The 12,185-nt window shown below is 73.4% G+C and carries 10 protein-coding genes; 7 read left to right on the forward strand and 3 right to left on the reverse strand.

The features are described 5' to 3' along the window. Positions 1-273: 273 nt before the first annotated feature. Complete coding sequence (gene aceE / locus ACZ50K_RS02855; RefSeq protein WP_468896684.1) at positions 274-3,021, forward strand: pyruvate dehydrogenase (acetyl-transferring), homodimeric type; 2,748 nt, start codon at positions 274-276, stop codon at positions 3,019-3,021. A 75-nt stretch (positions 3,022-3,096) separates the two neighbouring features. Then, positions 3,097-3,936 carry a potassium channel family protein gene (locus ACZ50K_RS02860; RefSeq protein ID WP_468896686.1) on the forward strand — a complete coding sequence of 280 codons (840 nt, stop codon included), beginning with the start codon at positions 3,097-3,099 and terminating at the stop codon, positions 3,934-3,936. On the opposite strand, the gene ACZ50K_RS02865 is transcribed toward ACZ50K_RS02860, so the two are convergent. After that, positions 3,917-4,342, reverse strand: a complete 426-nt coding sequence (locus ACZ50K_RS02865; protein WP_468896688.1) for a peptidase inhibitor family I36 protein — start codon at positions 4,340-4,342, stop codon at positions 3,917-3,919. The genes ACZ50K_RS02860 and ACZ50K_RS02865 overlap by 20 nt on opposite strands. 363 nt (positions 4,343-4,705) lie before the next feature. Here ACZ50K_RS02865 and ACZ50K_RS02870 point away from each other — a divergent pair, with 363 nt between their 5' ends. From ACZ50K_RS02870 to ACZ50K_RS02880, 3 genes are all read left to right on the forward strand, one after another. Beyond that, positions 4,706-5,362, forward strand: a complete 657-nt coding sequence (locus ACZ50K_RS02870; protein ID WP_468897193.1) for a TetR family transcriptional regulator — start codon at positions 4,706-4,708, stop codon at positions 5,360-5,362. Between the two features lie 151 nt (positions 5,363-5,513). Further along, positions 5,514-6,689, forward strand: a complete 1,176-nt coding sequence (locus ACZ50K_RS02875) for an alpha/beta hydrolase (protein ID WP_468897195.1) — start codon at positions 5,514-5,516, stop codon at positions 6,687-6,689. A gap of 77 nt (positions 6,690-6,766) precedes the next feature. Beyond that, on the forward strand, positions 6,767-7,621 hold the full coding sequence (locus tag ACZ50K_RS02880; RefSeq protein ID WP_468896691.1) for a DUF4429 domain-containing protein: 855 nt from the start codon (positions 6,767-6,769) through the stop codon (positions 7,619-7,621). Positions 7,622-7,702: 81 nt separating this feature from the next. Here ACZ50K_RS02880 and ACZ50K_RS02885 read toward each other — a convergent pair whose 3' ends face one another. Then, positions 7,703-8,086, reverse strand: coding sequence for a MerR family transcriptional regulator (locus tag ACZ50K_RS02885; protein WP_468896693.1), 384 nt, complete (start codon positions 8,084-8,086; stop codon positions 7,703-7,705). 96 nt (positions 8,087-8,182) lie between these two features. On the opposite strand from ACZ50K_RS02885, the gene ACZ50K_RS02890 reads away from it, so the two are divergent. Both ACZ50K_RS02890 and ACZ50K_RS02895 read left to right on the forward strand, forming a co-directional pair. Next, positions 8,183-9,004 carry a serine hydrolase domain-containing protein gene (locus ACZ50K_RS02890; RefSeq protein ID WP_468897197.1) on the forward strand — a complete coding sequence of 274 codons (822 nt, stop codon included), beginning with the start codon at positions 8,183-8,185 and terminating at the stop codon, positions 9,002-9,004. A 125-nt stretch (positions 9,005-9,129) separates the two neighbouring features. Next, complete coding sequence (locus tag ACZ50K_RS02895; RefSeq protein WP_468896696.1) at positions 9,130-11,415, forward strand: N-acetylmuramoyl-L-alanine amidase; 2,286 nt, start codon at positions 9,130-9,132, stop codon at positions 11,413-11,415. Between the two features lie 7 nt (positions 11,416-11,422). On the opposite strand, the gene ACZ50K_RS02900 is transcribed toward ACZ50K_RS02895, so the two are convergent. Next, positions 11,423-12,103, reverse strand: a complete 681-nt coding sequence (locus ACZ50K_RS02900; RefSeq protein ID WP_468896698.1) for a pirin family protein — start codon at positions 12,101-12,103, stop codon at positions 11,423-11,425. Positions 12,104-12,185: the final 82 nt, after the last annotated feature.

Raw genomic sequence — 12,185 nt, forward strand, 5'->3', positions numbered from 1 at the left:
CTCGACGCACTCTGGTGACTCATCCCACACCATTGGAGCGTATTCGGCACAAGATGAGGACTTTCCTACCTGTTTGAGGGACGAACGGCCTTACGGACCCGGGGAATGCCTGGGGCGTAAGGTTGCGATCGCCCCCAGTGTCCCCCGCACCAGGACCAGTCTCCCCAAGTTCCAGGGGTTACCTAGCGGTAAAGGTGACGATTGCGGCCTGGCGGTACACGATGGGAGGCGGTGTGACACAAGGCACGACTCCCCCGACAGCGAAGGAACAGCGTGGCTTCCGCATCCGATCGCAACCCGATCATCATTGGCGGCCTGCCGAGCCAGGTCCCGGACTTCGATCCCGAAGAGACCCGGGAGTGGCTCGACTCCCTGGACGCGGCCGTCGACGAGCGGGGCCGTGAGCGGGCCCGGTACCTGATGCTGCGGCTGATCGAGCGGGCCCGCGAGAAGCGCGTGGCCGTGCCGGAGATGCGCAGCACGGACTACGTCAACACCATCGCCACCAAGGACGAGCCGTTCTTCCCCGGCAACGAGGAGATCGAGCGGAAGGTCCTGAACGCCACCCGCTGGAACGCGGCCGTGATGGTCTCCCGGGCGCAGCGTCCGGGCATCGGGGTCGGCGGCCACATCGCCACCTTCGCCTCCTCCGCCTCCCTCTACGACGTGGGTTTCAACCACTTCTTCCGGGGCAAGGACGAGGGGGACGGCGGGGACCAGATCTTCTTCCAGGGCCATGCCTCCCCCGGTGTGTACGCCCGCGCCTACCTCCTGGACCGGCTCTCCGAGCAGCAGCTCGACGCGTTCCGGCAGGAGAAGTCGAAGGCCCCGTACGGCCTGTCCAGCTATCCGCACCCGCGGCTGATGCCGGACTTCTGGGAGTTCCCGACCGTCTCGATGGGCCTCGGTCCGATCGGTGCGATCTACCAGGCCCGGATGAACCGGTACATGGAGGCGCGCGGGATCGCGGACACCTCCAAGTCACACGTCTGGGCGTATCTCGGCGACGGCGAGATGGACGAGCCGGAGTCGCTCGGCCAGCTGTCCCTGGCCGCCCGTGAGGGCCTGGACAACCTGACCTTCGTGGTCAACTGCAACCTCCAGCGGCTCGACGGCCCGGTGCGCGGCAACGGCAAGATCATCCAGGAGCTGGAGTCCCAGTTCCGCGGGGCCGGCTGGAACGTCATCAAGCTCATCTGGGACCGCTCCTGGGACCCTCTGCTGGCCCAGGACCGGGACGGCATCCTGGTCAACAAGATGAACACCACCCCGGACGGCCAGTTCCAGACGTACGCCACGGAGACCGGCTCCTACATCCGGGACCACTTCTTCGGCGGGGACCACCGGCTGCGGGCGATGGCCGAGGGCATGACCGACGACCAGCTGCTGCACCTGGGCCGCGGCGGCCACGACCACAAGAAGATCTACGCGGCCTATGCGGCGGCCAAGGCCCACAAGGGCCAGCCGACGGTGATCCTGGCGCACACCATCAAGGGCTGGACGCTGGGCCCGAACTTCGAGGGCCGCAACGCGACCCACCAGATGAAGAAGCTGACGGTCGACGACCTCAAGGGCTTCCGGGACCGGCTGCACATCCCGATCACGGACGCCCAGCTGGACTCCGGGCTCCCGCCGTACTACCACCCCGGCCGGGACTCCGAGGAGATCCAGTACATGCACGACCGGCGCAGCGCGCTGGGCGGCTACGTGCCGACCCGGGTGGTGCGCGCCGAGCCGCTGCAGCTGCCGGGCGACACGGCGTACGCGGCCGCCAAGAAGGGCTCCGGTCAGCAGTCGATCGCCACCACCATGGCCTTCGTCCGGATCCTGAAGGACCTGATGCGGGACAAGGAGATCGGCAAGCGGTTCGTGCTGATCGCGCCCGACGAGTACCGCACCTTCGGCATGGACGCCTTCTTCCCGAGCGCCAAGATCTACAACCCGCTGGGCCAGCAGTACGAGGCGGTGGACCGCGAGCTGCTGCTCGCGTACAAGGAGTCGCCGACCGGCCAGATGCTGCACGACGGCATCTCGGAGGCGGGCTGCACGGCCTCGCTGATCGCCGCCGGCTCGGCCTACGCCACGCACGGCGAGCCGCTGATCCCCGTCTACGTCTTCTACTCGATGTTCGGGTTCCAGCGAACGGGTGACCAGTTCTGGCAGATGGCGGACCAGCTGTCCCGCGGTTTCGTCCTCGGCGCCACCGCCGGCCGGACCACCCTGACGGGTGAAGGCCTCCAGCACGCCGACGGTCACTCCCAGCTGCTGGCGTCCACCAACCCGGGCTGCGTGGCCTACGACCCGGCGTACGGCTACGAGATCGCGCACATCGTCCAGGACGGTCTGCGGCGGATGTACGGCCCCACCGAGGAGGGCGGCCCCGGTGAGGACGTCTTCTACTACCTGACCGTCTACAACGAGCCGATCCAGCACCCGGCGGAGCCCGCCGGCGTGGACGTGGACGGCATCCTCAAGGGCATCCACCGGGTGTCCGAGGGGAGCTCGGGCAGCGTCCCGGCCCAGATCATGGCCTCCGGCGTGGCCGTGCCGTGGGCCCTGGAGGCCCAGCGGATCCTCGCCGAGGAGTGGGACGTCCGGGCGGACGTGTGGTCGGCGACCTCCTGGAACGAGCTGCGCCGGGAGGCCGTGGCCGTGGAGGAGCACAACCTGCTCCACCCGGAGGAGGAGCAGCGGGTGCCGTACGTCACCCGGAAGCTGTCCTCGGCCCAGGGCCCGTTCGTGGCGGTCTCGGACTGGATGCGGTCCGTGCCCGACCAGATCTCCCGCTGGGTGCCGGGCACCTACACCTCGCTGGGCGCGGACGGGTTCGGCTTCGCCGACACCCGGGGCGCGGCCCGCCGGTTCTTCCACATCGACGCGCAGTCGGTGGTGCTGGCGGTGCTCACCGAGCTCGCCAAGGAGGGCCGGATCGACCGTTCCGCGCTGAAGCAGGCCATCGACCGGTACCGGCTGCTGGACGTGGCGGCGGCCGACCCGGGTGCGGCGGGCGGCGACGCGTAGCGGTTCCCCACGCGGTGACGGAGCGGGTCCCGGCGCGGCCGGGGCCCGCTCCGTCGTACTCCGTACGATGCGCGGGTGAAGGAACTCTCCCCCCAGGTGCGCTGGGAACGCCGCGGCCAGCCGGTGCTGCTGGTGCTCGCCGTGGCGTTCGCCGCCGCCTACGCCGTGCCGATCGTGGCCCCCGACGCCCGTCCCGCCGTCCACCGCGCCTGTCTGTGGGTGGAGTGGGCGGTGTGGGGGGCCTTCGCCGCGGACTACTGCGTGCGGCTGGGGCTGGCCCGTGACCGGCGGCTGTTCGTCCGGACGCACTGGCTGGACCTGGCGGCGGTGCTGCTGCCGCTGCTCAGGCCGCTGCGGCTGCTGCGGCTGGTGTCCACGCTGGTGCTGATCGGCCGGCGGGCCCGGATGGCTCCGCAGATCCAGCTGACCACCTATGTGGCGGGTGCGGTGGTCGGGCTGATGATGTTCGGCTCGCTGGCCGTGCTGAGCGTGGAGCGGGACGCCCCGGACGGCAACATCAAGAACCTGGGCGACGCGGTGTGGTGGTCCTTCACCACGATGACCACGGTGGGGTACGGGGACCACTCGCCGACCACCGGCCTGGGCCGGGTGCTGGCGGTGGGGCTGATGCTGTCCGGGATCGCCCTGCTGGGTGTGGTCACCGCGAACATCGCGGCCTGGTTCATCTCCCGGTTCGAACGCGACGACCGGGTGGAGCGCGAGCAGCTGGCCGCGATCCGGGAACTCCGGGCGGAGGTGCTGGCGCTGCGCACCGACCTGGCCCGGCTGAACGCCGGCCCGTCCGGTGCGGCCGGCCCGGACGGCGGCGCCGGCCCGGACGGCGGCGCCGGGGCCGCTCCCGAGGGGACGGCCGTGCCGGCCGGGCCGTCCCACCTCAGTTCTCCCAGACCTTGAAGGCCCGGATCTGGTACGGGGCCCGGGGCACCCAGACCCCGTCGCCCGGGTAGGTCTGGAACTCCCCGGTCTCGGCGCACTCGGCCGACTGGTAGGTGGTCACCGGGCGGCCGGTGCGGTTGGCGAGGGCCTGGGCGGTCTTCCCGGCGGGCAGCGGGGTGCAGGAGTCCACGTCGAGCCCGCTGAGCTCGTGGACCTGCCGGCCGCCGGTGAAGTCGGGCTTGGCCCACAGGCAGAGCTGGCCGGCCGCGCAGGGCCCCAGGGTGGCGGGCGGCGCGCCGGCCCGTGCGCCGGGGGCGGCGCGGCCGGCCGGGGCGCCCGGGACGGCGGGAGCCCCGGAGGCCGAGGGGACGAGGGCGGTGCCGGCCAGGACGGCGGCGGCCAGGACCACGGAAATCACGCGCATGGGGGTCAACTCCTCGCACGGCGAAGGGCCCGTACAGGTGGCCGGGGTCGGCCGGGGGCCCGTACGGATCGCCGTGACCCCACGCTGACCTGCGCGGACGCCGGACCGGAAGAGCTCCGCGAGGGAACCGCACAGATAGGGGACAGTGCGCGGGAACCCCCCCCGGAGGCCGCCCCGATCACACGGAGTTGACTCCTCCGGATGGCTGCCGGACACCCTCGGGGCCGCTGCCGCACGGCTTCCGCGCCCCGCGCCCCGGCCGGCGGCGGCTACCCGAAAGAGGGACGCCCCGGGGCCCGACCCCCCGGGAATCCGGGGTGTGCCCAGGTAGCCTGGCCGCGCACACGGAGGAGGACCACCGTGATCACCGACCAGCGGTCCGCGCCCCCGGCCCCGGCCGGGCTGCGCGAGCGGAAGAAGCGGCGCACCCGCGACGCCCTGCTCCGTGCCGCCCTGCTGCTCTTCACCTCCCAGGGCTACGAGCGGACCACCGTCGACGAGATCACCGAGGCCGCCGAGGTGTCCCAGCGGACCTTCTTCCGCTACTTCGCGAACAAGGAGGAGGCCGCCTTCGCGGTCCAGGACCTGGTGGAGTCCCGCCTGCTGGCCGCGCTGGCCGCCCGGCCGGCCGCCGAGGGCCCGGTGGAGGCGCTGCGGAACGCGGTCCTCGACGGCTGGGACACCCTGGGCCCGGCGGTCTCCGAGGTGGTCCCGGTGGACCTGCACATGCGCGCCTGCCGGCTGATCGAGTCCACCCCGACGCTGCTCGCCGTGCACCTGAGGCGCTCCGCCGAGCTGGAGGAACGGATCTCCCGGCTGATCGCCCGCCGCGAGGGCCTGGACGTGGACGCCGATCCGGGGCCGCGGGTGACCGTGGCCGCCGTCTTCGGGGTGCTGCGGCTGACCGGCCGGCTGTGGGGGCGGGGCCAGGACGAGAGCGTGGCCTCGATCCGGCGGATGACCGAGGAGTTCCTGGACCGGCTGGCACCGGCCCTGGCCGAGCCCTCCCCGGACCGCTGAGCGGCCCCGGCCCGCGCCCGGCGGGATGCTGTGACGGGCCTCAAACGTGACCCCCGTCACCCCGCGCACCAACCCCGGAACTCGTCTCCTACGCTGTTTCCCAGTGAACCTGTCCGGCCCCGCCGCCTCCCTCCAGACCTCCCCCACCGCCATGCGCGCACTGCTGGCGCTGGCGGTGGTCTTCGTCATGCTGGCCACCACCGGGTGGACCGCCGTGCACCGGCCGGACCGCGGGGTCTCCCCGCGCGCCGCGGCCCTCGCCGCCTGGGCCGGAGCCCGGGTCGGCGGCCGTCCGGTACCGCCCGCGGACGCCCCGGTCCGGACCGTCGCCCGGTTCTTCGCCGGCCTGGACCCGGCCCAGCGGACCCGGCTCGCGGACGGCTATCCGCTCGTGGTCGGCAACCTCGCCGGGGTGCCCGCGCAGCTGCGCTACCGGGCGAACCGCCGGTCGCTGGTCACCTTCCGGGAGGTGGAGCGGGTCCGCGCCGAGGACGTGCGGCTGTCGCCCGCCGACCGCGGCGAGGCCGTGCGGCGGATGCACCGGTTCGGCTCGCTGTCCTCCCGCGGCCGGCAGATCCTGTCCTTCGACCCCACCGGTGGCGGCCGGGCCGCCGAGGTCCTCGGGGACCTCGACCGGGCCCGCCGGATCTCCGTGGTGGTGCCGGGGGTGGACACCAACCTGCTCACCTTCCAGCGGACCGCCCGCCGCTACACCGCCCCGGTGGGCATGGCCCTCTCCCTCTACGCCGCCGAGCGCGCGGCCGCCCCGACCGTGCCGAGCGCGGTCATCGCCTGGGCCGACTACACGGCCCCCGCCGGCGTCGGCGTGGACGCGGCCACCGGACGGCTGGCCGTGGAGGGCGCGGTCCGGCTGAAGGCACTGACCGCCTCGCTGCCCCCGACGGCGACCACCGCCCTGTTCTGCCACAGCTACGGCTCCGTGGTGTGCGGGCTGGCCGCGGCCGGCCTGCCCGAGCGGGTGACCGACATCGTGGTGGCGGGCAGCCCCGGGATGCGGGCCGGGAACGCCGACGAGCTCGGGTCCACGGCCCGGATCTGGGCGATGCGGGACTCCGGGGACTGGATCGCCGACGTCCCGCACCTGGAGGTCGGCGGACTGGGCCACGGGGCGGACCCGATGGGCGACGGATTCGGCGCGCGCCGGATCTCCTCGGCCGGGGCCGGAAGTCATACGGGCTATTTCGAGCCAGGCACCGAGTCGGTCGCGAACCTCGCCGGAATCGGAACCGGTTCGTTCGGTTCCGTGCGCTGCGCACCGGAGGACGAGTCGTGTCTCCGGGGCATTTCCGCCACCGAAGACCACTGAGCCGGGGCGAGACCGGAGAATCCGCAGGAAAGCGGTCTCCGCATCGAGGCAGACGGCCGGGGCCGACGCCCCTTACGATGGCCCGCATGGGTGACGTACTGGCCGGAAATCACGCCGTCTGGGAGTTCGACTCGGACTCGGTGGTCATCCGCTTCGTACGGGGGATCAGGACACGGCGGCTGTGGAACGCGCTCGGTGAGCGGCGTATCCCGTACGAGGCGCTGTCCGGGCTGAGCCTGACTCCTGGAAAGCGGGACACCGTGATCCTGCGGGGGGTGCCGAGACCGGGCGCCGATCCGCTGATGGAAGCCGCCGACGGGCAGCTCAAGGAGGTCTGCGACCCGTACCGGCTGGTGCTGCCGGGCGACCGGGCGCAGCCGACCGCCTCGCTGCTGGAGGAGCTCAGGCCGCTGCTCGGGCCCGCCGAGGAGGCGCCGGCCTTCCTGGTCGGGGTGCCCGAGCCGCCGCTGGCGCTCAAGGCGTACGACGCGCGGGCCGCGTTCGACGGCTCCGCCGTCACGTTCCGCTGGTCCCGTACGGGCGCCAGCAGCACCAAGTGGAAGACCGGCGACCGGGAGTACCCGCTGGCCGGTGTCTGCGGGGTGGAGTGGAGTTCGCCGGAGGGTCCCGGCGGGCATCTGCGGCTGCGGCTGCGGGGCCGGGAGGGGCTTTCCGATCCGGCGCCGGACCAGGATCCGGCGGCGGTGGTGTTCGCCCTCGGCTACGGCGCGGTCCACGAGTCGCTGCCGTTCGCCGCGGCGGTCCTGGCGGCCGCCCGGGCCCGGACCCCGGTCGCCTCGGTGCCGCCGGCCCGGCTGTCCCCGGAGGAGTCGGACCGGATGCGGCACCTGAGCGAGCTGCACGGCGCCGGTCTGCTGACGGACGCCGAGTACGCCGCCCTGCGGGATCGTTTCGCTGCCGAGACGAGCTGAGACGGCGGCCCGACCCGACGCGGCCCGACCCGGCTTCGAGGCCGGGCCGGGCCGGGCCGCGAATGACCGGCTAGAGGCGGCCTAGTGCTCCCCGCAGCCGCGCCCCGCGTAGGCCCCGATCTTGCGGTCCAGCACCGCGAGCGCGTCGCCGAGTTCCGCGATCCGCGCCCGCACCTCGGCCCGGGTCCGCTCCAGCAGCTCCCGGCGCTCCCGGGAGGTGTGCTCGCCGGCCCGGACCAGCTCGGCGTACCGGACCATGTCCGCCACCGACATCCCGGTGGCCCGCAGCTTGCCCACGAAGGCCAGCCAGTCCAGGTCGCGGTCGGTGAACCGGCGCTGTCCGGAGTGCGAGCGGTCCACCTGCGGCAGCAGTCCGATCCGTTCGTACCAGCGCAGGGTGTGCTGGGTCAGCCCGGTCCGGGCCTCGACCTCGCTGATCGTGTACCGCGTCTCCGTCAGGCTCATGACCACACGCTAAAACCTTGGAGCACACTCCAAGCAAGTAGGCTCGGCGGCATGGAGAGCCCTCAGAACCCCGTGAACCCGGCCGGTCCGTCGGGCCTGGACAGCCTGCGCCTCGTCGAGACCTGGCCGGTGCCGACCGCGGCCGCCGCGGTGGTCCGCGCCGACGGCACCCTCGCCGGGGCCCACGGCCCGCTGCACCACCGGTTCCCGCTGGCCTCCGTCACCAAGCCGCTGACCGCGTACGCCGCCCTGGTCGCGTACGAGGAGGGCGCGGTCGAGCTCGACGAGCCGGCCGGGCCCGAGGGCTCGACGGTCCGTCATCTGCTGGCCCACACCAGCGGTCTGGCCTTCGACGAGCACCGGGTGATGGCCCCGGCCGGACAGCGCCGGCTGTACTCCAACGCGGGTTTCGAGGTGCTCGGCGACCACCTGGCCAAGGCCACCGGCATCCCCTTCGCCGAGTACCTGCACCAGGCCGTGTTCCAGCCGCTGGGCATGACCTCGACGGCGCTGGAGGGGTCGCCCGCCAAGGACGGCGTCTCCACCGTCACCGACCTGCTGCGGTTCGCCGCCGAACTCCAGGCCCCCCGGCTGCTGGACCCCTCCACGCTGGCCGAGGCCACCACGGTGGTCCACCCCGGCCTCAAGGGGGTCCTGCCGGGCTACGGCCACCAGTCCCCGAACGACTGGGGCCTCGGGATGGAGATCCGCGACGGCAAGTCCCCGCACTGGACCGGCGCCGGCTCCTCCCCGCGCACCTTCGGGCACTTCGGCCAGTCCGGCACCTTCCTGTGGGTGGACCCGGTGGCGGGCGCCGCCTGCGTGGCGCTGACCGACCGGGCCTTCGGCCCCTGGGCCGTGGAGGCGTGGCCGGTGTTCACCGACGCCGTCCTGGCCGAACTCGCCCGCACCGTCTGAGACGTACTTCACACCACCGGCTTCGGCGATCTGCTCCGTTCCGGCCGGATCGCCCCGGTTGGTGCCCGAAAACCGCTCGGTAGATTCCGGTTCTCATCAACCGTTGAATCATCGGGGGGATCCGGTTGCGGACCCGCAGAATCTGGCTGACGGCCGCGACCGTCACCGCAGGCGTCGTCGGCGTGCTCGCCGTCCAGGGCGTGACCGGCACCACCGGCCCCGGCACGGGCGGCCCCGGCGGGACCGCGGGCAGCGACGCCAAGGCAGCCCCCGCCCCGGTGGTCACCGGCCCGGTCAGCTCCGAGGTCCGCACGGCGGCGCTCGCCGTCCGCGGCTCCGGCGCCGGCTTCAAGGACGCGGACACCGAGCCCTTCAGCATGCTCGCCGTCTCCTGGGACGAGCCGGACCGCAGGGTCGACGGTGAGATCCGGGTCCGCACCAAGGCCGCGAAGTCCGGCACCTGGTCCGGCTGGACCACCCTGGGCTCCGAGAACAACTCCGCCAACGACGGCGCGGACCGGCCCCATCTGCGCGGGGTCTCCGAACCCGTCTGGGCCGGCCCCTCCGAGGGCGTGGAGGTCGCGGTCACCGGCCGCGGCACCCTCCCGGCCGGCCTCCGGGTGGACCTGGTCGACCCGGGCACCGCCACCGTGCTGCGCGCCGAACCGGCCGCCTTCGGCGTGGACACCACGCCCTCCCCCAGCGCCCCCGCCGGCAGCCCGAGCGACTCCGCCGGCCCGACCGGCAGCCCCTCCGGCACCCCCGGCGACCCGACCGGCACCCCCAGCGCGCCGACCACCGCCAGCGGTTCCCCCAGCGCCCCGGCCTCCCCCACCCCGCCGGTCCCCTCGGCCTCCCCCACGGCGCCCTCGCCGACCGCGAGCCCCACCGGCCCGCCCTCCACCGCACCGCGCCCGCAGATCGTCACCCGGGCCCAGTGGGGCGCCGACGAGAGCATCAACTCCGAGGCCGCGACCTACGGCAAGGAGGTCAAGGTCGTCTACGTGCACCACACCGCGCAGACCAACACCTACGACTGCGCCCAGTCCGCCGCCATCATGCGCGCCCTGCACACCCTGCACGTGAAGACCAACGGCTGGAAGGACCTCGGCTACAACTTCGTGGTCGACAAGTGCGGCACGATCTTCGAGGGCCGCAAGGGCGGCGCCGACCTGCCGGTGACCGGTGCCCACACCCTGGGCTGGAACACCGACACGGCCGGCATCGCCGTCATCGGCAGCTACTCCGCGGCGGACGCGAGCGCCGTCGCCAAGGCCTCCGTCGCCCGGATCGCGGCCTGGAAGCTCGGCCAGTACGCCTACGACCCGGCGGGCACCGTCACCCTCACCGCCGCCACCGACAACGGCAAGTTCAAGCCCGGCCAGAAGGTCGCCTTCCAGCGGATCTCCGGCCACCGCGACGGATTCGCCACCGAGTGCCCCGGCACCCTGCTCTACGGGCAGCTCCCGCAGATCCGCGCCTGGGCCGCCGGCCCGGTCACCGGACTGACCGTCGGCACCGTCAGGGACGCGGCCCTCTCCGGCTCCACCTGGTACACCAAGGGCAAGGCCACGGTGGGCTGGACCTCCGCCACCCCGGCCGAGTTCATCAGCCGGTTCGAGGTCCTCGTGGACGGGAGGACGGTGGCCACCACCGCCGGGACCGCCACCTCCGCCCCCACCACCACCCTCGCCCCCGGCAGCCACCAGGTGCAGGTGCGCGCCACCCACCGGGGCGGCCGGACCACCCTCTCCCCGGCCGTGACCGTGGTCGCCGACCAGACCGCGCCCACCTTCACCGCCCCGACCTCGCTGGCCCTGCGGACCGGCACCGTCGACCTCGGCGCCGTCCCGATCAGCGTCAACTGGAAGGCCGCCGACAGCCACGCGCTGCGCCAGGTCCAGCTGATGAAGCCGGTCACCGCGACCTACGGCCCCACCGTCACCACCGCCGCCCACACCGCCAAGGCCAACACCGCCGCCCTCTGGGACCTGAAGGCCGTCGACTTCGCCGGCAACCTCAAGTACGCGGGCGCCTGGGGCACCCCGGTGATCGTCCAGGAGACCGCCGCGACCCGGACGGGCACCTGGACCAGCAAGTCCGCCAGCAGCTACCTCGGCGGGGCCTCCCTCACCAGCTCCACCGCGAACGCCAGCCTGACCTGGACCTTCACCGGCCGCTCGGCGGCCTGGGTGGTCTCCCGGGCGAGCGGCTCCGGCCGGGCCCACGTCTACGTGGACGGGGTGAAGAAGGCCACCGTGGACCTGAAGTCGGACACCGTGAAGTACCGCGACGCCCTCTGGACCACCTCCTGGCCCACCCAGGGCAAGCACACCGTCAAGATCGTCGTCGAGGGCACCCCGGGACGCCCGGCGATCACCACCGACGGGCTGGTCCACCTCAAGGACTGACCCCCCGTCAGGGGGCTCCCGGATCGGCGAGCTCCCAGATCAGCAGCTCCCCCGGGGACCCGGCCAGCACCTCCGCGCCCTCCGCGCCGGTGATCCGCGCCGAGTCCCCGGGACCCAGCTCCTCCCCGCCCAGCCGCACGTCCCCGCGCACCACGTGCACGTACACCCGGGGCGCGGACGGCAGCGGGATCCGCTCGCCCGCCCCCGGCCGCCGCACGTGCAGCACCGCGGCCGCCGCCGGCACCTCGTAACGGGCCCCGTCCGGCAGCGCCCGCACCACCCGGTACGAGGGCTCCGCGGCGGCCCCCGGGTCCGCGGCCACCGGCGCCAGCCAGGTCTGGACGAAGCGCAGCCGCTCGGTGGCGTCGTTGCGCTCCACGTGCCGCACCCCGGACGCCGCGCTCAGGTGCTGGAGGTCCCCGGCCTCGACGGTGCCGGTGTGACCGGCGTCGTCCTTGTGGCCGAGCCGGCCCTCGACCACCCAGGTCACGATCTCGGTGTGGCTGTGCGGGTGCTCGTCGAAACCCGCGCCCGGGGCCAGGATCTCCTCGTTGACCGCGCGCAGCGGGCCGAACCCGAGGTTGTCCGGGTCGTAGAAACTCCCGAAGCTGAAGGCGTGCCGGGTGTCGATGCCGGCGCTCTCGTCCCCGCCCCGGTAGCGGTCCCCGCCACGGCGTACATCCATCATGACCGCCACGGTAGCGGGCCCCGGGACAGCGTCAGGCCGTCCGGATAAGGCAGTCTTGTGCCGTGCCCCAACCCGAACGTGA

The organism is Streptomyces sp. NPDC033845, from assembly GCF_055576225.1.

Coding starts and splice junctions, on each gene's coding strand:
- ACZ50K_RS02885 (WP_468896693.1), bottom strand. CDS start 8,086: ATGAGCCTGACGGAGACGCGGTACACGATCAGCGAGGTCGAGGCCCGG.
- ACZ50K_RS02880 (WP_468896691.1), top strand. CDS start 6,767: ATGGCCCGCATGGGTGACGTACTGGCCGGAAATCACGCCGTCTGGGAG.
- ACZ50K_RS02865 (WP_468896688.1), bottom strand. CDS start 4,342: ATGCGCGTGATTTCCGTGGTCCTGGCCGCCGCCGTCCTGGCCGGCACC.
- ACZ50K_RS02900 (WP_468896698.1), bottom strand. CDS start 12,103: ATGATGGATGTACGCCGTGGCGGGGACCGCTACCGGGGCGGGGACGAG.
- ACZ50K_RS02875 (WP_468897195.1), top strand. CDS start 5,514: ATGCGCGCACTGCTGGCGCTGGCGGTGGTCTTCGTCATGCTGGCCACC.